Source organism: Lacimicrobium alkaliphilum, assembly GCF_001466725.1.
GTDB lineage: Bacteria > Pseudomonadota > Gammaproteobacteria > Enterobacterales > Alteromonadaceae > Lacimicrobium > Lacimicrobium alkaliphilum_B.
The window spans coordinates 3,812,019-3,833,973 of record NZ_CP013650.1 but is presented as its reverse complement, the minus strand read 5'-3'; the positions used below and the strand labels follow the sequence as shown (position 1 = coordinate 3,833,973).

The following is a 21,955-nucleotide window of genomic DNA, read 5'->3' as shown; positions in this document are numbered from 1 at the left end:
TTACACTTTGTGAAAGCGCTTACATTTGTAGCATCATGAAATCCGTTGTGCAACAAATTATCAACATCTGCTTTTCGGATAGAGGCACATAATCGCCAGCGGTAACTCCGGCATCAACAGGACAGAACATTGAATAACAAGGCAATTTCATTACCCCTCACGTCCCCTTTGCTGAGCAAGGAATTTATTTTTGGTGTAGCAACCGCTTCTTTTCAGATTGAAGGTGCCGCAGAGTCCAGGCTGGATACGATCTGGGATACCTTTTGTGCCACACCGGGCAAAATCCGTGACGGTTCAGATGGTAAAAGGGCCTGTGATCATGTGCATCACTGGGAGGAAGATCTCAGACTGATCAGATCTTTGGGCGTGGATGCCTATCGGTTTTCGGTCTCCTGGGCGAGGGTTATGCACGCCGATGGGAGTGTCAATCAGCAGGGACTGGACTTTTATATTGCCTTACTGGATCGCCTCAATGAATACGGCATTAAGGCATTTGTTACCCTGTATCACTGGGATTTGCCCCAGCATCTGGAAGATAAGGGCGGCTGGCTGAACCGGGAAACCGCTTTCAAATTTCGTGATTATGCGCAGTTGGTGTCCCGTGCTTTTGGCGACAGGGTGTATTCCTATGCCACTCTGAATGAGCCCTTTTGCAGTGCTTATCTGGGCTATGAGGCGGGTATTCATGCTCCCGGGCACAAGAGCCGTGCTTACGGTAAGCAGGCGGCCCACCATCTTTTGTTAGCCCATGGCCTGGCGATGCAGGTGCTGGACGACAATGCGCCGGAGGCCCTGAATGGCATCGTACTGAATTTCAGCCCCTGTTATCCGGAATCAGATTCCGCGGAGGATATTGAGGCGGCAAAAATGGCTGACGAATACTTTAATCACTGGTATCTACAGCCGTTACTGGAACAGCGCTATCCCGATGTACTGGATAAATTGCCGGAAGATGAACATCCGCCGGTACAGGCTGGTGATCTGGCCATCATTGGCCACAAACTGGATTATATTGGCATTAACTATTACACCCGCGAGCGCTATCAGGCCTCATCTACAGAGCTGTTTGAAAAGCTCGAACATGAGCAGCAGCCCTTGACGGATATGGGCTGGGAAGTGTTTCCTCAGGGCCTGACAGATTTACTGCTGGATTATCATCAACGCTACCAGTTGCCTGCCGTATACATCACAGAAAATGGTGCCGCCATGGTCGATAAACTGGTTGATGGCAAGGTGGATGATCCTGAACGTCTGGCTTATCTGCAAAGCCATTTGCGTGCGGTACATGATGCAGCCATAAAAGGTGTGGATGTCAGGGGCTATTTTGCCTGGAGTCTGATGGATAATTTTGAGTGGGCGGAGGGGTACCTGAAGCGCTTTGGCATTGTCTATGTGGACTACCACAGCCAACAGCGTATTATCAAATCCAGTGGTTATGCATACCGGGATTTTCTGTTGCAAAAAGCACAGTCCGGTAATGTTAAACAACAAGGTGGAGCGAAGTAAATGGCCTTGTCGGTAAAAGAAAAAGTCGCTTATGGTCTGGGAGATACGGCCAGCAATATCGTCTTTCAGTCGGTCATGCTGTTCCTGTCATTCTTTTATACCGATGTGTTTGGGATTTCCCCGGCCATTGTCGGTACGTTATTTCTTGTTGTGCGCATCTTCGACGCCGTCACAGACCCCCTGATGGGTGCCATCAACGACAGAACCAACAGCCGTCATGGGAAATTCCGGCCCTATTTGTTGTGGCTGGCCGTGCCCTTTGGCCTGATCAGTGTTCTCGCCTTTACCACGCCGGACCTGTCCCCCGACGGTAAAGTAGTTTATGCCTTTGTGACTTATGGCCTGCTGATGCTGGCCTATACTGCCATCAATATTCCCTATTCGGCGCTGGGTGGTGTGCTGACAGCCGATCCCGGTGAGAGGGTATCGGTGCAGTCCTACCGCTTTGTATTCGGTATGCTCGGTGGATTGTTGGTGACGGCCTTTACCCTGCCGCTGGTGGACTGGTTCGGCCAGGGAGACAAGGCCCTTGGCTATCAGCTCACCATTGCCGCCATGAGCGCTGTTGGTGTGATATTTTTCTGGCTGTGTTTTGCCGGCACTAAAGAACGTATCTTTCCGCCTGCGACCCAGAACTCCTCTTTCAGACAGGATATGGCCTCTTTGTGGCAAAATGACCAGTGGAGAATACTCTGTATTGCAGCGATTCTGGTGCTATTTGGCATGGTCATCCGCAATACCCTGGCGATTTATTATGTGAAGTACTATCTGGGACGTGAGGATTTGATTACCTTGTTTGTCACATTGGGTATGGTGGGTAATATTCTTGGTTGTGCCCTGGCTCAGTGGCTGGCGAAAAGGCTGTGTAAAGTAAAGGCGTACATACTGATTCAGCTCATTGCTGCTGTACTTTGTGTTGCCGCGTTCTTTGTGGACTCTGAGCAACTGGTGCTGGCCTTTATGATCTATATTGCCTGGTGTTTTGTGTTGCAGATGGGCACACCGCTGTTGTGGGCGAAGATGGCGGATATTGTTGATTATGGTCAGTGGCGCACCGGGCTGCGGATTACCGGCATGACCTATTCCTCTATTGTGTTTTTTATCAAGCTGGGACTGGCCTTAGGCGGTGCTGTGGCTGGCTGGTTGCTGGCCTATTATGGATATGCGCCAAATCAGGTACAATCTGAACAGACCCGACAGGGCATTCTGCTTTCATTTACTCTGTTACCCGCCGTTACCTTTGTGCTGGTGGCTGCAGTAATGAAATTCTATAAGCTTAATGACGCCAAAGTAGTACAGGTTCGACAAGAACTGGAAAGGATTGGTACTTAGGCTGCAACAAGAATAACAGGATAGCAAAGGAAAAATGGCAACCATATATCAGGTCTCAGAACTGGCGGGCGTGTCACTGGCAACGGTGTCGCGGGTGATGAATGGTAATACCCGGGTCAGTGAAGCGAAGCGGGCCAAAGTTCTGGAGGCAATGAAGGAGCTCAACTACCGGCCCAATTCTATTGCCCAGTCGTTGGCTTCTAATTGCACCAACAGCGTCGGCTTATTGGTTTCCGAGCTCTATGGACCCTTTTTCGGCGAAATGATGAGCGGGGTTGAGGGTGAGCTGCGCGCAGCCGGCAAGCACGTTATCGTGGCTGCCGGCCACAGTGATGAGGCCAGTGAAAAAGACGCCATCGAATTTCTTATCAGCCGTAAATGTGACGCCCTGATTTTGCATGTGGATGCAGTATCCGATCAGTATCTGCTGGAGCTCAATCAGAGTGGCATACCAGTGGTGGTGATCAACCGCAGTATTCCTGGGCTGATGGAAAACTGCATTTGTCTGAACAATGAATTGGGTGGCTATCTGGCCACCAAGACTATGCTGGAAATGGGCCATCGTCAGATAGCCTATGTTTCCGGCCCCACATGGAAAACCGACGTGCGCGATCGTCTTGCCGGTCATCGTCGTGCCTTGCAGGAGTTTGGCTGCGCTATGCCGGAGTCACTGTTTATTGAAGGTGATTTTCACGAAGAAGGTGGTGTGCTGGCCTTGCAGCAGCTTCTGCAGCAGTCAGAATCCTTCACCGCGGTGGTGTGTGCCAATGATGAAATGGCCTGCGGGGTAATGAACTGTGCCCGCGACAATAACCTGGATGTGCCTGGTGATATCTCGGTGATGGGTTTTGATAACGTCATCATGTCGCGCTATACCTTCCCGCACCTGACGACTATTGATTTTCCTTCCGGAGAAATGGGCAGCATGGCGGCCAACTGGGTGCGCCACCATATCTACCAGGACAAGAAAAAGCCACTGCATAACCTGTTTGAGCCTACTGTGGTGATGCGTGACTCGGTCAGGCGTTTAGCTTAATACCTTTACAATTCCTGAGGGATGGCCCAATGCCAGTCAGTTAAAGATATCTGACTATTAAAAGTCTCATTTAACTCAATTTGCACTAGTCAGATATCTTTAACTGACACCATTAAGGCATTGCTGCCGGGCAATAATGACGCAAAAAGTCCTGATGACTGGGAAGCTGATCCACCATGCGTCTCGACTGAGTGCGGATCTGGTTGAGAAAATGGGACAGTTCCTCATCGCTCATCTGATCCACGATGGGATGATACTGTTGTGGCATGATGCCCTGGCCTAACATAACCTGAGTCCAGGAGTTCTCACCGAACAATTCATTGGGCACTTTAAACACCTTGCCGGTTTCCCTGAACAGCTCAATGCGATGGGCCAGCGAATCGGGAATATCCATGCCGGCACAATGACGCCAGAAAGCCGAGTCACGGCGATTGGTTACGTGGTAGTGGAGTATGATGAAGTCGCGGATATTCTCCACTTCTGAGAACATCTGCCCATTAAATTCATCAATATCGCTCTGCACAATGCCCGTGTGAGGAAACATCTGCATCAGGCGCACAATGCCCCGCTGGATCAGATGAATGCTGGTGGATTCCAGTGGCTCAATAAAGCCACTGGCCAGACCCAGCGCCACACAGTTTTTATTCCAGTGCAAACGGCGCTGACCGGTTCTGAAGCGAATCTGACGTGGCTGAGTGATGGGGTCACCTTCGAGGTTATCGAGCAGGGTTTGTTCCGCCTGCTCATCGCTCATATAGCGGCTGCAGTAGACCAGGCCGTTGCCGGTACGATGTTGCAGCGGGATTCGCCATTGCCAGCCTGATTCGCGGGCAATGGAGCGGGTATAAGGGATGGGCGGTTTGGTATTTTCGGTCTGCACTGCCAGCGCTGAGTCGCAGGGCAGCCAATGGGTCCAGTCCAGATAGCCTGTGTGCAGGGTTTGCTCGATCAGCAGCCCACGAAACCCTGTGCAATCAATAAAAAGATCGCCTTCGAGTTGTTCACCGCTTTCAAGAATGAGTCTATCGATCATGCCGGTCTGGTTGCAGCACTGCACTTCACTGATCTTGCCTTCAACCCGCCGGGTGCCGTGTTTTTCAGCCATTTTACGCAAAAACTGTGCGTAGAGCCCGGCGTCGAAATGGTAGGCATAGTTCAGACCTGACTTTGGTTGTACGGCGAATTTCCCTGCCAGTGAGGCCAGCAGCTCCGGACAGTAGTCACCGTAATCTGAGGCAATGCCCTGCTGTTTTCCTTTCAGCCAGAAATGCTGGAAGCCTGCGGCCCAGCAATCCTGGCCTGTGGTGCCAAAAGAGTGAATATAGTCTTCATTGACGTCGCGCCAGTTTTCGAAGCTGATCCCCAGTTTAAAGGTCGCCTGAGTGGCCACCATAAAATCCTGCTCCTTGATTTCCAGCAATTTATGCAGGGTCAACAGGGGAGGGATGGTCGCTTCACCTACGCCGACGGTGGCAATCTGATCAGATTCGACCAGGCATATTTCCAGGTTCTTCCCCAGTAGTTTCGAGATGGCAGCAGCAGCCATCCAACCGGCTGTGCCGCCCCCTGCGATTATGACTTTCTTTACCCTGTTCAACGTTAATCTCTCTTATAGCAGTATCATTAAATTAGCGGCCAAGTTTGTTCAGCAGCATGGTTCTGAGTCGTTGTGCCGCGCCGGCATCAATGCGGGTCTGGGGGCCCAGTCGTTGCGATGGAATATGCTCACTGTCCTGTTGCTCGTGATTAAACACATAGTGATCCAACAGGTGTTTCCAGCCTTCACGCTGGCGTTTAGGCAGCTCCTTCAGGCTCATTATGGCATGCAACAGTACATCCATGGGGGCACCAAGATAAGCTGGCGTGTTACGCCACCAATAGTTGACCAATGTGTTGACCCGTTCCCGGCCATCGATGGCATGCCACCACATACTGGGAATAAATAACGCATCACCAGGCTCTAGTTCTGTTGTCAGCGCCTGTTCGAGTGCCTGCCTGAATTTCGGAAAACGATCATAATCAGGCGCTTCCAGATCAACCATACTGATAGGCTGGCCACCCGGATTAAAGTCCAGCGGACCAATGTAAAGATTGTCGATTTGCTCAGGAGGAAAAAGCGTTACATGACGGCGACCACTAATACAGCAGGCCAGGTTATCAGGAAAATCAAAGTGTGCCGCGACACGACTGGGGTTGCCCATCCACAGGCTTACAAGCGGCGTCATATGCTCCGAGGGGGTCGACACATCCAGACAATTGGCCTCGGTAAAACCGCTAAACCACTTATCCAATAGGGTTGAACCCAGGTATAACCCGCCGCCTGCATCACCTTTATAGTTAAGCAACTGCTCGGCAAACGCCGAGAAAGGCAGTTGCTGTGCTTCGAAATTAAAGCCAGTTAGCGTTTCATTATAAAAAATCCGTCCCGCCGAACCCGCCGGATAACGATAGGTTGTCACAGGCTGACCCTGATCAAACTGTTTTAAATAGCTGACAAGCGACTGATCCGACGCTTTACCTGCGGTGACCGCCGGCCAGTGCTGACATAGCCCTCTGATATGCACAGGCTGCTCTGATGAGCTTAGCAACTCATCGAGTTCTGTCATTGACGTGATGGTCAGGCTATTCAACGGGCGCATCTTTGGTGCCCGTTAAACTTGTTCGAGCCGTTGGTTTTTACGGGCGATCAGGTCTTTGAGATGAGAATGGGAGGCCAGAATCATATACAACGCCTGCAGATAGCCTTTTTCGTGCAACATCTGTAACTGAGCCCCCGACAATTGTGCCAGTTTATCCTCGTTGATGGTGTAAAAACCCAGCAGCTGATGCTGACTGCCATTGTTAAGCTCCACATCCAGGCTGAATGACTCAATCAAGGTCAGCTCATTGAGCATGCCAATAAAGGATTTGTTCTCCTGCAAACCCAGGTGGGTGGCTTCCAACAGGGCAGAGATACGCTGAAGGTATTCGGTGGGACTGCCGAACTGATTAAACAGGGCTTCGCCTTCTTCTTCATTGACTCTGGGATTGTCCATATCAATATGCACTACCCGTTCCTGCTCGCCACCTTTGTTCTGCATACCGATTAAGAAAGGCAGGCGCTCGATGAGCACAGGTATATGGGGGGCATCCCAGCCCTGTTCCGTCAGAAACAGGTTCTCACCCTGCTCAAATCCTAACAGAGCAACACACTGAAACTCTCCACTTTGTGGATCTTTCTGGAAAAATACAGGGTAGTGGGCCTGGATGGTGCGCAGTTCTTCGACAAAGGTGACGGCAAACATCTGATTATCACCCAGTTCGGCTCTGCGCTGCGTTCGAACACGGATGTTTCGATGATTTTCACTGTTGAGTAATACGTGTTGGCTCATGGATGCTCCGAAACAGTTACAGGCGGCGAAGCCCCTGTTGTTTTATGTCATTAATCAAAGCTCTGTTGGTAGGCAGAGCCTGAGTCATTCTCTGGATCTTATGCTGATTCTCCTGCAGCAGTTGTTCGGCCTGGTCAGCCTGTTGTGACTGCCTGCGTTGCGGCGCGAAGGTTGTTGCGCCCTGCATACCATAGTAGACATATTGAAAGCTCGCTGCAGGGAACAACTCTTCAGCCAGAGGCTTGTCATAGACAGAGGGTGACTGGTGCTGCCACAGCATCAGCTTCTGCTCCAGGGAGTCGCTAAGGTTTTTACGGTTATCACGCCAGTATGCGCTATCTTCACGTGCCGACAGACAATAATGCAGCTTAAGAAACTCAACGATGCCCTGCCAGTGGTAAGAAAAACGATGATTAAAGCGCTCACTGACAAGGGGCATATGTTGCTCAAGGGCGTTTAAATTATCACTGATAAAGCGTGCTGACATTTCTATTAACGCCAGCGCCGAGGCTTCCAGGGGTTCGATAAAACCGGCACTGAGGCCAACTGCTACGGTGTTATGTTTCCAGAATTGCTGGCGATACCCTGAATTGAACCTCAACTCACGGGGTTCAGCCTTGCTGGCGGCCTGTTCGCCCCTATCCCGGGCAACATAGTCCCGTAAGCGCTTTTCAGCATCAGCCTGTGGCTCGTAGGCGCTGGCATACACGTAGCCAACACCACGACGCGAAGACAGACCAATATCCCAGATCCAGCCATTTTGCTGCGCGGTTGAAAGCGTGCAGGACTGGATGGGTGCCTGCTCATCCTGGTACGGAACCTGTAACACCAGCGCCCGGTCATTAAACAGCACATCCTGCACACTGCGCATGGGTATCTGATAATGTTTACCTATCAGCAGGCCGCTAAAGCCACTGCAATCAATAAAAAGATCGGCTTCCAGCAACCCCTGTTTCTCTGTCCTGACCGCTTTGATGGGACTCTGTTGTTTGTCGCAATGCTCAGGCCAGAGAATGTCTGTTACCTTGTCCTGCATATGACGAATGCCCAGCTTTTTTTTGCCATGACGGGTCAGAAGTTCAACAAATTTCTCAGCATTCAGGTGATACCCATAGTTAAGTATGAAGGCATATTCCGGCGTAGACAGCTGTTTCGGGGCCAGCCCCCGGCGACAGATACTGGCCTGCGGCGTTGCAGCACTGGCAAAATCAACATTTTTACGGTGTTGCTGCCAGAAGCGGCTGAACTCCAGTTGCTGATAACCAGCTGGCAGGCTGAAGGGATGGTAGTAGTGATCGCTGTCATCGGCGCTATACCAGTTTTTAAACAAAGAACCTTGTTTAAAGCTGGCATCACACTCACAAATCAGGTCGGTTTCAGACAGGCCGATACGCTCCAATGTTGTGCGCATGGAGGGCCAGGTGCCTTCACCCACGCCGATGGTTTTGATATCGGGAGATTCGACCAGAGTAATGTCCAGGTTGCCATTTTCCCCGGTGTCATGATCGGCTGCCAGCAGGTTAGCAGTTAACCAGCCTGCTGTGCCCCCACCGATCACTACAACGCGAATTTTACTATTTTGCATAGTGACAACTTACCCGCTTTTGCGCCGGGGTCAATACGACCTGAAGCCTTTACTGTTGAAAATCCAAATCAGATTAAGTTACTCAGACCGGAATACGCTAATCTGATGGATCTTGCTGTACGAGAATAAAAGAGCCGCAAAAGCGGCTCTTTATTATTGGACGCTGACTATCAGAACTTGTAGCGTGCGCCGATGTTATAACGCGGGCCTGTCTGGGTTACATTCAGCACCTGCTCTTCGGCTCGACCATGGGAACGGCCGTACTCGTCGGTGATGTTAATCGCCTCGACAAAGAGCGTCAGGTTTTCATTCACCTCATAGCTGGCATTCATATCCCACTGACCGTATTCCTCCACGTAGGCTGGGTGTGCACCTGTGGCCTGCCCGGTAGCAGACAGGAATTTGTCGCGCCAGTTATAGGCCAGACGAATCTGGAAACCATCTTTGTCGTAGAAACCAATCAGGTTAGCCGAGTCACTCAAGCCTATCAGGGCAAACTGCTGCTCCAGGCTGAAGTCATCGTAACTGATATCACCGTCAACAATAGTCGCGTTGGCAATGATGCCGTAGCCGCTGTCACCAAACAGGTGCTGAACGGCCACTTCCCAGCCATCCAGTTCCGCTTCTTTGTCATTGACCGGAATGGTGATATCAAAGTTTGCCGGCGCATCATCACCTGCGATACCCAAAATCATGTCACCGTCCACGGAATCCGGATAGTTCTCGATGATGTAATCACGAATCAGATTTGCATCCATACTGCCCAACGCATCAACGGCTTCAGCGTAGCGGGAACCCTGAGCCGGGTGAGGCAGGTTATACACCGGTTCTTCAATAATGGAGGTACCGATAAAGTTCTTTACGTCTTTACGGTAATAACCAATAGACGCATAGCTGCCCTCATCGTAGTACCACTCCAGTGACAGGTCGTAGTTATTTGACTCAAGGGGTAACAGATTGGGGTTACCGCGGGAGCCCGTACCACCATCGATACGAACCAACTGATTAACCGTCAGACCACCCTGGATATCACCATAGCTGGGACGACCAATGGTTTTGCTGTAAGAGAACCTGGCTTTTATGTCCATGGTCAGCTCAACATCAAAGTTCAGGTTGGGCAGGTAGTAATCATAATCACCTTTGAGATCCGTGAACTCCTGTTCACCATTACCAATCAGTGTAAACTCATTGGCAGCTACCCAGCCAATATTGGTGTAGGTCGGGACCAGCGCCTGAGAAGCCACATCGGTTTTTTCATAGCGGATACCGGCAGAGAGATTGGCGGGCATATCGCCGATATCAAACATAGTATGGGCCTGGAAATAGGCGTAGGTATTCTCTTCCTGAGTCCGTCTGTCGGTAGTGTACTCAGAAGACGGGCAGAAACCGTTGCCACAGTCACCGGCACCGGCAACAGGATAAAGCTCGGCTGCACGGGCTCTGACGGTCTCAAAATCAAACACGGCAAATTCATTCTGCAGATTCGGGCTGCCACTGCCGGGAATATCAAATCTGTCGGCGACGGACGAAATTGGCCAGAATGAACTGTCGAAATCACCGGCTTCGCCAACACCACCCCAGGTATCACGCTGAACGTTAGAAAAGGCAGAGCGGTTATCGACATCTGTGCTGCCCACTCCGAAATCTATGCTGCTGAGCACGCCTTCATCAAAGGTATAACGGCCTTTGATCTGGTACTGGTCGATTTCACTGCGCATATAGCTGTTTCTGAAGGAGCTACCGGCAATGCGAATGTCCTGTGGATCCAGTGCGGTATAGCCTTCAGGATAGACGATTTCCAGTACCGGGAAGTCCTGATCAAAGTGACCAATGGTCTCGGCACGGACAAAAGCTGCGGTACCTAATACATTGTTGCTGCCCCAGGGGCTGTCGGGACCGGATTCGGCAGATGAACTATGAGCGTCGAGCTCGAGTTCCAGATTGTCAGTGGCCTGCCACTCAAGATTGAAGCCAAGAGACTTGTTCTCATTGGCAGAGGCAAAATCGCCCGCACCCATGGCAAGATCGGACAGCCCCGGCGTTTGTTCGGCGTAAACCAGTGGCGAGGCAATGGGACCATCGGTCCACTCACCTGTGGAAGGACCGAAGTTAAACCAGCCAGACAGATCCCGGAATTGGGTCGCTACCTCATTTTTTGAATAGGTATAATCCAGAGTTGCGGTCACATCGTCAACAGGGCGGTATTGCAGCACCAGTTGACCGTTAGTACGAGTGCGCTCAACCTCATTAAAGGCATAACCTAAGCTCTGAGGTACAGAGTAAATAGAGTCTTCACTGGGGCGGTTTATATGACCTGAATCCGGTCCGTCAGGGATACCACCCCACTCTGCCGTACCCGCACCCCAATCCTGATCAGCGACACCAGAAAATGAATGCCAGCCACCGGTATTAGCTTGTTGGTTGCCGCTTTCACGTTTCTGGTAACTACCACTGATAGAAACACCGAACGTATCGTCAGCAAAGGTGTTGCTGTACAGACCGGAAAGCTCCGGTGTCAGTGCACTGCCGTCTTCGCTGGAGGTGTCATGTACTCCTTTGACGCCGAAGGTGGCCTGCATACCCGGCGCATTCAGCGGGCGGGTCGTTAATATGTTAATGGTTGAACCAATACCGCCGGTGGAGATATCTGCACGACCGGTTTTATAGACTTCGACGGCTGAAACACCCTCGGAGGCGAGATTACCGAAATCAAAGGAGCGTGACGACGATGCCGTTGTGGCTTCGATGGAGGAGGTGGGCATCTGGCGTCCGTTCAGGGTCACCAGATTATAATCCGGACCAAAGCCGCGAACGGTAACCCGCGCGCCTTCACCATTCTGACGATCAATGGAGACACCGGTAATACGCTGAAGTGATTCCGCAAGGTTAGTATCCGGGAACTTGCCGATGTCTTCGGCAGAAATGGCATCTACTACGCCATTGCCTTCGCGTTTGACATCCATGGCGCGAATTAAACTGCTGCGGATCCCTGAGACCTCGATAACCTCAACCACATCATTGTTTGCTTCCGGCTGATTTTCCTGCGCATAGGCTGAGCCCATGCCGGTGCCCAGTATCAATGACAGGCAACTGGCCAGTTGGGTTCTTTTAAATCTGTTTTGCTTCATGTGTCCCTCCGATGTGTATACATCGTGCTCTTTGGTTTTGTTTTGTAAGCGCTTACAAGTGTATGTCAAAAAAAAGATCAATACTTGCAAGCCTGATTATCCCGTTTGTAGCTTGTGTAAAAATTTTGCTACAGGAATTTGCTCTGAGCTGACAAATCCTTAATCCCTGCTTAAATGGCTTTATCTCTTAAGTCGTATCCACAACATATTGTTTTAAATAGACTTTACTCAGAATTCAGCGCTACCCTGTAAAAACCATCAACTTCACAGAATCAAAATGTAAGCGCTTTCATGTAAAATTAGCGCTTTTCTTTTTGTAATGCAAGTGTTTTTAAATTGTTAATGGGTTGCGGTGTCAGATCAGAGCCCCTGACTCAATGGTTGCAACAAGGCTTGCAGGTTATCCTGATCCAGTTTTTCACTGCGCTCAGAAAGTTTGTCCGACAATATGGCTTGCGCCAGCTGACTCTTCTGTTGCTGAAGTTGCTGGATTTTTTCTTCTATGGAGCCTTCCACAATCAGTTTGTAGACAAATACCGGTTTGTCCTGACCAATACGATGAATACGATCCGTGGCCTGATTCTCCACCGCCGGGTTCCACCAGGGGTCATAGTGAATCACCGTATCCGCTTCAGTAAGATTGAGTCCGGTGCCACCGGCTTTCAGGCTGATTAAAAATAGTGGCACCTCACCCCGCTTAAAGCTGTTAATGATCTTCTCTCGGTTACGGTTGGCGCCGGTCAGTTTTGCATAAGGGATGGCGGCTTTTTCCAGCGCCTGTTCAATCAGTGCCAGCATGGACGTAAATTGTGAAAACACCAGTATTCGCCGACCCTCTTCAATCAGTTCAGGCAGCATCTGCATCAGTAATTCAAGCTTGGCTGACTGGATAGCATTCTTGTGCATGCTTTGAGGTAATAACAACGGATGGCAGCACACCTGGCGTAACTTGAGCATGGCCTCGAGGAGCTCTATCTGGCTCCTGGCCATACCTTTGGCAGCAATCACCTGTCGCAGTTTGTCATCTACCGCCAGCCGCACATTCTCGTACAGTTGCGCTTGCTTGCCCTCAATCTGTACGTAGCGAATGATCTCCGTTTTGGCGGGTAGCTCTTTAGCAATTTTGTCTTTAGTGCGGCGCAAAATAAAAGGCGCAATACGTTCACTTAACAACTGCAAACGCTGGTGGTCCCGTTGTTTTTCAATCGGGTTCCTGAACAGGCGATTGAACTGCTGCTGGTTGCCAAGTAGTCCTGGCAGCAGAAAGTTAAACTGTGACCAGAGTTCCCCCAGGTGATTTTCCATTGGTGTACCGGTCAGGCACAGCTTATGTCTGGCTCTGAGGCTGAGTAATTCAGTGTAGAGTTTGGTTTTGGGATTCTTTATATACTGGGCTTCGTCCAGAATCAGGTAGTGGAAAGTGATATCCTGATAATTACCAATATCTCTGGGTAGCAATGCATAGCTGGTGATCAGCAGATCCACAGCCTCTAAGCCCTGCAACAGAGGCTGACGTTGATTGCCGCAGATTACCCGGGTTGTGAGCTCTGGTGCAAAGCGCTTCGCCTCCGCCTGCCAGTTAAAAATGACACTGGTGGGCGCCAGTACCATGGCCGGGGTGGTTAATCTGCCCTGTTGTTTCTCTATACAGAGGTTGGCCAGCGCCTGAAGTGTCTTCCCCAGCCCCATATCATCCGCAAGAATACCGGCGAGTTCGTATTCACGTAAAAACTGCAGCCAGTTGAGCCCGGTCTGCTGATACTCGCGCAATTCGGCATTCAGGGTTTCCGGGCATGGCACGGGCCGGATACCATCAAAATGACGCAATCGCTCTGCCATTTTACGCAATGCCTGCTCGCCGCGACTGACAATGCCCTGGCTATCCAGCACGCTAAGAGTGTGGTGGCTGACATGCTTAGACAGCGTAAGACTGCCGTCTTTATTCAGCCGGCCCGGCATAAACAGCTCAATAAATTGTGCCAGCAGAGGTTTAATGGTCTCGAACGTCAGAGGCAGACATTGTCCGGGCTGCAGTTCAACATAGACAATTCTTTTTTCACCTTCCCCATTGTGGCTTTGATCCTGTTGCCAGTGGTCAGCCGGCAGTTGCTCAATAGCGCTGTGCAATATGGGAAATAATGGCATCTTATGGCCATCAACATCGATATTCATTGCCAGTGACAGATAGTCACTATCCTGTTGTTCAAACTCAGCCTCGATATGGCCCTCAGATGCAAGCAACTGAAAATGAAAGTCAGGGGAAAACTCAATTTGCCAGCCATCGGCTTTTAGCTCAGGTACCAGTTGATGCAGTATCGGATACCATTGTTGTTTTTTTAATCTGAGTTCGAAATCCGGCGCTCTCCAATGCTGCTGATATGCGGCCACTGGCTTAAATCCTGCTTCGGTAAGCCTTTCTATGGTCTGTTGTTCAAAGGCCTGATGGCGATAGAGGGGATCGCCCGTCTTGCTGGTAAGTTGGGTGTCCCGACTATGGGGGCTGATAATTTTACCCTGATAGTCAAAGCTGAGTACGACTCTGGATGAGTCCGGATTATTCGGCGGTGAGATAAAAACCAGCCTGGGTTTCGGCGCCAGGGGCCGGGTTGCCTTTATGCCCTCTGGCAGTGGAAGTTCTTCCCCGGTATCCAGCAGCTGTTCCACCTGAGGCCAGACATGGGAGAGTTGCTCGCCAGACATCGATGGTGCTGCTAACAGGGCTTTGATTTTCTGTGGCGGCAGGGTAAATTCCAGCTTCCCGAGGTGCATTTTCTCTGTATCCACATAGGCCTGAGGCAGACATTGCAGCATCTGAGCAGGCGGACTGCCGTCGATTGTTACTTTAAGGGCGTAGCAATTATCTTTGTGTTGCCATTGCAGGCGGGCTTGCCGGTTTCTATCCAGCGTCAGGGGAGGATTATCCATACCTTGCCAGTAACAGCGGCCGGTCTGCACCAGTTTCTCCAGCAAGGTATAAGATTCCACCATATCGAAGGGGTTTTTGGCGGCCAGCAGATCGGTGCACAGATGCCTGTCCTGTTCACTCAGTGACGCTGAACGCAGAAAATGCTCAGAGATATATTGCCCGCGCAGACTCTTACTGAGCTGGCCGGATTTGAGTCGGCGGCTGCTCTTTACACTTACCTGCACCCCTTTGAGCTCACCGGCCTGTCTGTTATTGAGGAAATACAGCAGGATTTCCTCATTCTCTGCCGATTTTTTATGGGGGGCTTCAAGCTGTTGCAGCCAGTGGCAGATATCCCGCTCTGATGCGCCCTTACTTTGCTGTCGTTGCGCCAGCAGCGCATGTACCATGGCTGCAGTATGCTTGCAAAAACTGCCTACCGGGCAACTGCAGTCTGACAGGATATCCTTCATTCCCCAGTCCAGAAAGCTCTCATAGATGCCGACGCCACGCTCACTCTCGATTTCACCGCTGAGCATATTTAAATCTTCATCATAAGTGATATCCACTACATGGCCCGACTGGTACATACTGCGGCCCTTTTCCCAGTCGCGGTGGCGGAACACACTCTGAAGCGCTTTGATGGAATGCATGAAACCTGTTTTTGACTTGAAAGTTAAGGCGTTAAGAGATGATGGCATAGGGGCGGGGATGCTAAAACCTGAATTTTACTGGGATGGATATTACTCTTCCTTTTCACGTAAATGGTGCTTGTACCACAGGCGATCCAGCTCTCCTTTATCCTGCAATTGACTGAATAGCCTGTTCAGCCAATCGACACTGAGAGGAGCGCCTTTTCTGAGCAGGGCGCCATGTTCATAGGTCTGATCAAACTCTTCCGAAATCAGCAGTTTTTCACGCATTTCCGGATGTTGGTGCAGATAATTGTTCAGAAAAGACAGCGCCACTATGCCCATATCGGCGCGTTGTTCGGCAATCAGGTTAATGATTTTTTCCTGATTATCCAGCAGGTGGATGGAAAAATTGTCCTTTAAATAGTCCGGATCTGAATTCAGTGCCGCAAATCCATAGTGATAACCCAGTACACCAAGCAAACGTTTCTTACCGATGGTTTCGAAATAGCGCTGATCCCTGTCCGGCATCGCGTAGGCTATCCACACTTCACCGCCAGAGAAAAAAGGCTCAGTGGCAACCACATCGTAATTCTGCCAGCCCCATTCGGCGCTTTCGAATAACATCAGATCGAACAAGCCGGCTTCGAAGTCCTGGTAGCGACGTCTTGATGTCGTGGTGACCAGTTCGAACTCGAATTCCTGCTGTGCCTGGTTCAGGAGCCTGATGATGTCAGGTGTGACGCCGCCATGGCTTTCGGCTGATGCAATGTAAAACGGTGGGTAATCATACACACCCACTGTGACTTTTTGCGCAGCCAGCACCGAAAATGGCAGCCATAGCCAAAGGGCTATGGCCGTTAACTTACTCGCCGATATCTTCAAACCATAAATCCGGGTTACGTTGAATAAACTCTTCCATTAATGCGATACAGGTTTTGTCCTGCACGACCTGGAGTTTGACGCCTCTGGACTGCAACAGTTCTTCTTCACCCATAAAGGTCTGATTCTCACCTATTACTACTTTTGGAATGCCGTATAACAATATGGCACCAGTGCACATACTGCAGGGTGACAAGGTCGTATAAAGAGTCGATTCGCGGTAGACACTGGCCGGATGACGGCCAGCCTGCTCCAGGGCATCCATCTCACCATGGAGTATGGCGCTGCCCTGCTGTACCCGGCGATTATGGCCGGCTCCGAGTATTTTGCCGTCATGAACCAGTACCGAACCAATAGGAATACCTCCTTCGGCTAACCCCAGCCTGGCCTGTTCTATTGCGGCTTCAAGAAATACATCCATACTCAAACCTCTGCACCATATGCCGGATTTCAGCATAAACCAGTTTCTGTTTAGTTGGAATAGCCAGCCTGATAACCAAAGGGATCATCGATAGCGTGACTAGGCCGGGTAAACCACCTGGCGCCCTGTTCGGTAATATAGAAATGATCCTCAAGCCGAATGCCAAACTCGCCGGGTACTACCAGCATAGGCTCATTACTGAAACACATGCCAGGCGCGAGTACCTGTGGATTGTCTTTGACCAGATAGGGCCATTCATGAATATCCATACCGATGCCATGGCCGGTGCGGTGGGGCAGGCCAGGTAACTGATAGTCGGGTCCCAGGCCCTGAGCTACAAGATAGTCACGGGCTGCCTTATCCACATCGCCACAGGTGGCACCCGGGTGTGCGGCAGCAAAAGCTTCAGCCTGAGCCTGCTTTTCGTACTGCCAGAATTGTCGCTGGCGGGCGCTGGGTTCGCCATAGACATAGGTGCGGGTAATATCGGACAAATAGTCATGCACCTTGCAACCGGTATCGATGAGTACCATGTCGCCGCTTTTAAGAAACTGAGGATCTTTGACACCATGAGGGAATGACGTGGCCTGACCAAATAAGACAATGCAGAACCAGGAGCCGGGCGCACCGACCTTGCGGTGGGCCTGATGGATAAAGGCTTCAACGTCTTTGGTGCTGATGCCTTCATGCAAAATACTGGCGGCAGCCTGATGCACGGCAAGGGTCATGTCCATGGCGCGCTGTATCAGGGCAAGCTCTGCGGCGGATTTGTGCATGCGACAATGGGCGGTAATAAGACTGCCATTGACCAGGTTTAAAGCGGGTGCCGCCTGACGGATACCATCAAAGATGAAAAATGCCGTGCTTTCATCGATAGCCAGGGTGCCCGAGCTGGCAATGCCCATTTTTTGCAGGGCATAAACAAGTAACTGGTAGGGATTTTCATGTTCCAGCCAGGCCAGGATCTCGCCATCAAGCTGCATATGATCTTTAAGACTGCCTATTTCAAATTCCGGCGCGATATATTTCAGTGGCCCCTGTGCCGGTAAAATCGCGCCCACCATACGCTCACTGGCATACCAGTGCAGCCCGGTAAAATAGCTCAGATTCGTTCCGGCATTCAGATATAACGCATCTACCCCTTGCTGTTGCATCCATGCCTGCGCTTTGGTAATACGTTGCCGGTATTCCGTAATGCCGACAGGTGACAGATCGCCGGTCATATCTTCAAGTCTGGCCAGCGCCTGTTCTGCTGTGCTGCCACCAATACCGTTGTGTTGCATAACATTCTCCTGTTGTTTTATGACATCCATAATATCACCTGTTGCCGTATTCTATGGCGCCTGTTTTGCAGATCCGTATAATGTATTTGGTATGCAATTATAAAGAGAAAGATATGGCCATTGAACATAAAACACGCACGCAACTGGTGACAGAGGCCATAAGAGAAAAGATTGTCAGCGGGCAGATCAAGGCCGGGGAGCCGTTGCGACAGGCGGCTCTGGCCGAAGAAATGCGGGTCAGCCGCATTCCTGTCCGGGAGGCCTTGATGCAACTGGAGGCCGAAGGACTGGTTAACCTTGAAGCGCACAAAGGAGCAACAGCGGCGGAGATTTCCATTGAGCAGATCGATGAATTGTTCGAGTTGCGCGCCATGCTTGAAGCTGAGTTATTAAAGTATTCTGTCAGAGGCCTGACTGAGCAGGATTTTGAAGACGCTGAAGGCATTCTCGCAGCGCTTGAAGCGGCCACTGAAGATGGTGACAGTAACAATATTACCGGCCGCCTCAACAGCCAGTTCCACCAGAAACTTTACAGCCGTGCCAATCGCCCACAAACAGAGGAGTTTGTGCGGATGTTGAGCCAGAACTCAGAACGCTATACCCGGATGTATATTATCCGGGAAGGCGAAATTGTTACTTCGTCCGAGCAACATCGTCAGCTGCTGGAATTGTGTAAGGCGGGCGACAGTAAACTGGCCTGTGATTATTTACGTCAGCATATTCTGCAGGCAATGGAAGATATCAAGGCAATGCTGAAAAAAGCCATGTAACATCAGATATAAAAGTCCCGAAAAGGGTAAAAACAGCAGATGAATAAAGCACCAGTCAAACTCACTCAGTACAGTCATGGCGCAGGTTGTGGCTGCAAGATTTCACCTAAGATCCTCGACAGTATGCTGGTCTCGCAGCTGGATATAAAACCCGATCCGAAACTGTTGGTGGGTAACAGCAGTAAAGACGATGCCGCCGCATATGATCTGGGCAATGGTATGGCGGTGCTCAGTACCACCGATTTTTTTATGCCCATCTGCGACGACCCCTTCGATTTTGGCCGTATTGCCGCCACCAATGCCATCAGTGATATCTATGCCATGGGCGGCAAACCCCTGATGGCTATCGCTATTCTCGGCTGGCCGGTGAATAAGCTTGCGTCAGAGATAGCCCGACAAGTGATCGATGGTGGTCGCCAGGCCTGTATGGAGGCCGGTATCATACTTGCCGGTGGCCATAGTATTGACTCTCCTGAGCCTATCTTCGGGCTGGCGGTAACCGGTCAGGTAGCGATTGATCAGCTCAAACAGAACAATACAGCCAGGGCAGGAGATCTGTTATTCCTGACCAAACCTCTGGGCGTGGGAGTGCTGACCACGGCGCAGAAGCAGGGCAAACTCAGAGCCGAACATGCCAATCTGGCCCGCGACAGTATGTGTCGTTTAAACCACATTGGCACCGAGTTGGCGGCGATGAAGGAGGTGTCGGCGCTCACCGATGTGACCGGCTTCGGTCTGTTGGGGCATTTACTGGAAATTTGTGAAGGCAGTGGGGTGGCGGCCAGCTTAATCTCCTCAGCCGTGCCGACATTACCGGCAGTAGCAGAGTATATTGCCATGGGCTGTGTGCCAGGCGGTACAGAGCGCAATTTTGCCAGTTATGGGCATAAGGTGTCGTCCCTCAACGCTGAACAAAAAGCTTTGCTGTGCGATCCGCAAACCAGCGGCGGCCTGCTGGTGGCGATCCGTGACGACCCGCAGGCGCTGGAGAAAGTGCATAGATTGTTTCAACAGCATCAACTGGATTTGTCGCCCATTGGCAGCATAGTCAATAGCGACCAGGAGCATCAGGTAATTGTCGGTGTCTGATATTTCCCATCAGCTGATTACGGATTATCGGCAGCTGTTTATTGAGGATCGGCCACTGGTGGATTTGCGCGCCCCGGCTGAATTTGCCAGGGGATCCTTTTCACAGGCAGTCAGTTTGCCGCTGATGAGCGACGAAGAGCGGGCGAAAGTGGGCACCTGCTATAAACACTATGGCCAGCAGGCGGCCATTAACCTGGGACATAAACTGGTGAGCGGGCAGCTGAAAGCCGACAGAATTGCAGCCTGGGCAGAATTTGCCCGTACTCATCCCAAGGGGGCGCTGTTTTGCTGGCGCGGCGGTTTACGCTCACAGATCACCCAACAATGGCTCGCCGACGCCGGTATTGATTATCCCCGCATTGCCGGTGGCTACAAAGCGCTGCGTCGGTTTCTTATTGATGAGCTTGAGCGGTTGATTGCAACGACCCCTCTGGTGTTGCTGGCCGGTCGCACCGGTTGCGGTAAGACTGAATTATTGCAGAGATTGCCGGGTACTGTGGATCTCGAGGGGCTGGCTAATCATCGTGGTTCCAGCTTCGGTGGCCAGATCCAGCCTCAGCCCACCCAGATAGCCTTTGAAAATGCACTGGCTGAGTTATGGATAAAGCAAAATCGCGGTGAGCCAGAAGGGATAATGCTGGAAGATGAGTCCGGTCATATAGGCTCAGTGATGCTGCCTCAATCTCTGCGCGAAAAGATGGCCGCCGCCCCTGTAGTGATTCTGGAAACGCCTTTTGAACAGCGGGTAGAGAATATATTTAATGAATATATTGTGCAGCGGCTCGCCGATTCGGTTAGCCACTATGCTGAACAGGGATTTGAACAGTTCAGTGAATATCTGCGTCAGAGTCTTTACCGGATCCGCCGTCGTTTAGGGATGGAAGGGTATCAGGCACTGGCAAAGTTGCTTGAAAAGGCCTTTATCAGACATCGGCAGGGCGATGCTCAGGCGCACCGGGAATGGATATCAAAGCTACTCAGTGACTACTATGACCCCATGTATGACTATCAACTGGGAAAAAAAGCCCGCCACTGTTTGTTTTCAGGCCAGGCGTCCGAAGTTGAGGCATTCTGGCTGCGGCAACATAATGAATAAAAAGACATTCTGTTACAGGTGCTGTGGATTACAGCAGCTATACTCATCGGCCATGGATAAAATAAATTCTCCGATTAATGATCCTGGATGGATTTAGCGCACTAAAAAGTGCCTTAGTTTGAACCCGGATCAGAGGGATACAGAGAAAACTATGTTACGTGTTTTACTGCTTAGCCTTTTACTGTTCAGCACTTTTTCCCAATCAGAGCGTCTTACCGTCGCCTTCGGTATCGACAAACCCCCTTTTGTGATGGGTCAGACCCGTACCGGTCTGGAGATTGATATTTTCCGGGAGGCACTGGCCGTCAGGGGCCATGATCTGTTGGTGGTGCACCTCAGCAATAACAAGTTGCAACGGGCACTGGAGGCCGTACCACAACTGGATGCGGTAACCACACAAAAACCCTTGCCGGACTCACCCTGGCACTTTGTGGATGAATTTACCTACTATCATAATTTTGCCATTTCCAGGCAGACTGATCATTTACAGATTGAGCAGATAAGCGATCTGACCAACTACAAGGTGATTGCTTTTGAAGGAGCTGGGCAGTTTCTGGGTCCCGACTTCCGGCGCTTGTTTGCCAGGGACGGAAGCCATACAAGGCACTATCAGGAAATTGCCAGTCAACGTCGGCAAATGGCCATGTTCTGGACCGGCAAAGCCGAAGTGGTAGTGGCCGACCGGACTGTGTTTGACTGGTATCGCCAGCGCATGGATATGCAGTTACATACTGACGAGCCGGTCAGCTACCACGATATCTTTCCGGGAAAAACCTGGTACGGCGTCTATTTCCGTGATGCCGGTATGGCCCGCGACTTCGCAGAGGGGCTGGCAGAAATAAAAGCCAGCGGTTTATACGATCTGCTTTATCAGAATTACACGGAATAGTTCAAAATTACCGGTCTGTTTTCGATTGGT

The 21,955-nt window shown here is 50.9% G+C and carries 16 protein-coding genes; 7 read left to right on the top strand and 9 right to left on the bottom strand.

Annotated elements, in window-relative coordinates:
- The first annotated feature begins 129 nt into the window (after positions 1 to 129).
- The 3 genes from AT746_RS17160 to AT746_RS17150 are packed head-to-tail and all read left to right on the top strand — an operon-like array spanning position 130 to position 3,874.
- Positions 130 to 1,506: a GH1 family beta-glucosidase gene (locus AT746_RS17160; RefSeq protein WP_231730965.1), complete on the top strand. Its 1,377-nt coding sequence runs from the start codon at positions 130 to 132 to the stop codon at positions 1,504 to 1,506.
- On the top strand, positions 1,507 to 2,838 hold the full coding sequence (locus AT746_RS17155) for a glycoside-pentoside-hexuronide (GPH):cation symporter (RefSeq protein WP_062482910.1): 1,332 nt from the start codon (positions 1,507 to 1,509) through the stop codon (positions 2,836 to 2,838).
- Positions 2,839 to 2,872: 34 nt separating this feature from the next.
- Positions 2,873 to 3,874 (top strand): LacI family DNA-binding transcriptional regulator, encoded by a 1,002-nt coding sequence (locus AT746_RS17150; RefSeq protein WP_062482908.1) that lies wholly within the window; start codon positions 2,873 to 2,875, stop codon positions 3,872 to 3,874.
- Positions 3,875 to 3,986: 112 nt separating this feature from the next.
- On the opposite strand, the gene AT746_RS17145 is transcribed toward AT746_RS17150, so the two are convergent.
- From AT746_RS17145 to AT746_RS17105, 9 genes are all read right to left on the bottom strand, one after another.
- Positions 3,987 to 5,471: a tryptophan halogenase family protein gene (locus AT746_RS17145; protein ID WP_082633325.1), complete on the bottom strand. Its 1,485-nt coding sequence runs from the start codon at positions 5,469 to 5,471 to the stop codon at positions 3,987 to 3,989.
- A 31-nt stretch (positions 5,472 to 5,502) separates the two neighbouring features.
- The gene (locus AT746_RS17140; RefSeq protein ID WP_082633324.1) at positions 5,503 to 6,513 is read right to left on the bottom strand and encodes a cupin-like domain-containing protein; all 1,011 of its coding nucleotides are present in this window, start codon (positions 6,511 to 6,513) and stop codon (positions 5,503 to 5,505) included.
- Between the two features lie 12 nt (positions 6,514 to 6,525).
- The gene (locus AT746_RS17135; protein ID WP_062482900.1) at positions 6,526 to 7,245 is read right to left on the bottom strand and encodes a SapC family protein; all 720 of its coding nucleotides are present in this window, start codon (positions 7,243 to 7,245) and stop codon (positions 6,526 to 6,528) included.
- 16 nt (positions 7,246 to 7,261) lie between these two features.
- Entirely contained in the window at positions 7,262 to 8,830 is a 1,569-nt protein-coding gene (locus AT746_RS17130) for a tryptophan halogenase family protein (RefSeq protein ID WP_062482898.1), read from the bottom strand.
- A gap of 170 nt (positions 8,831 to 9,000) precedes the next feature.
- On the bottom strand, positions 9,001 to 11,958 hold the full coding sequence (locus AT746_RS17125) for a TonB-dependent receptor (protein ID WP_062482891.1): 2,958 nt from the start codon (positions 11,956 to 11,958) through the stop codon (positions 9,001 to 9,003).
- Between the two features lie 360 nt (positions 11,959 to 12,318).
- Entirely contained in the window at positions 12,319 to 15,516 is a 3,198-nt protein-coding gene (locus AT746_RS17120; protein WP_062482888.1) for a DEAD/DEAH box helicase, read from the bottom strand.
- A 90-nt stretch (positions 15,517 to 15,606) separates the two neighbouring features.
- Positions 15,607 to 16,380 carry a substrate-binding periplasmic protein gene (locus AT746_RS17115; protein WP_197414285.1) on the bottom strand — a complete coding sequence of 258 codons (774 nt, stop codon included), beginning with the start codon at positions 16,378 to 16,380 and terminating at the stop codon, positions 15,607 to 15,609.
- Positions 16,361 to 16,798 (bottom strand): nucleoside deaminase, encoded by a 438-nt coding sequence (locus AT746_RS17110; protein WP_062484357.1) that lies wholly within the window; start codon positions 16,796 to 16,798, stop codon positions 16,361 to 16,363. The genes AT746_RS17115 and AT746_RS17110 overlap by 20 nt, the downstream gene beginning before the upstream one ends.
- 50 nt (positions 16,799 to 16,848) lie before the next feature.
- Positions 16,849 to 18,081, bottom strand: coding sequence for a M24 family metallopeptidase (locus AT746_RS17105; protein ID WP_062484355.1), 1,233 nt, complete (start codon positions 18,079 to 18,081; stop codon positions 16,849 to 16,851).
- A gap of 113 nt (positions 18,082 to 18,194) precedes the next feature.
- Here AT746_RS17105 and AT746_RS17100 point away from each other — a divergent pair, with 113 nt between their 5' ends.
- From AT746_RS17100 to AT746_RS17085, 4 genes are all read left to right on the top strand, one after another.
- Positions 18,195 to 18,851, top strand: coding sequence for a GntR family transcriptional regulator (locus AT746_RS17100; protein WP_062484353.1), 657 nt, complete (start codon positions 18,195 to 18,197; stop codon positions 18,849 to 18,851).
- Between the two features lie 39 nt (positions 18,852 to 18,890).
- Complete coding sequence (gene selD, locus AT746_RS17095; RefSeq protein WP_062482883.1) at positions 18,891 to 19,940, top strand: selenide, water dikinase SelD; 1,050 nt, start codon at positions 18,891 to 18,893, stop codon at positions 19,938 to 19,940.
- Positions 19,933 to 21,036 (top strand): tRNA 2-selenouridine(34) synthase MnmH, encoded by a 1,104-nt coding sequence (mnmH, locus tag AT746_RS17090; RefSeq protein ID WP_197414284.1) that lies wholly within the window; start codon positions 19,933 to 19,935, stop codon positions 21,034 to 21,036. The genes selD and mnmH overlap by 8 nt, the downstream gene beginning before the upstream one ends.
- A gap of 151 nt (positions 21,037 to 21,187) precedes the next feature.
- The gene (locus tag AT746_RS17085; protein ID WP_062482882.1) at positions 21,188 to 21,925 is read left to right on the top strand and encodes a substrate-binding periplasmic protein; all 738 of its coding nucleotides are present in this window, start codon (positions 21,188 to 21,190) and stop codon (positions 21,923 to 21,925) included.
- The last annotated feature ends 30 nt before the right edge of the window (positions 21,926 to 21,955 follow it).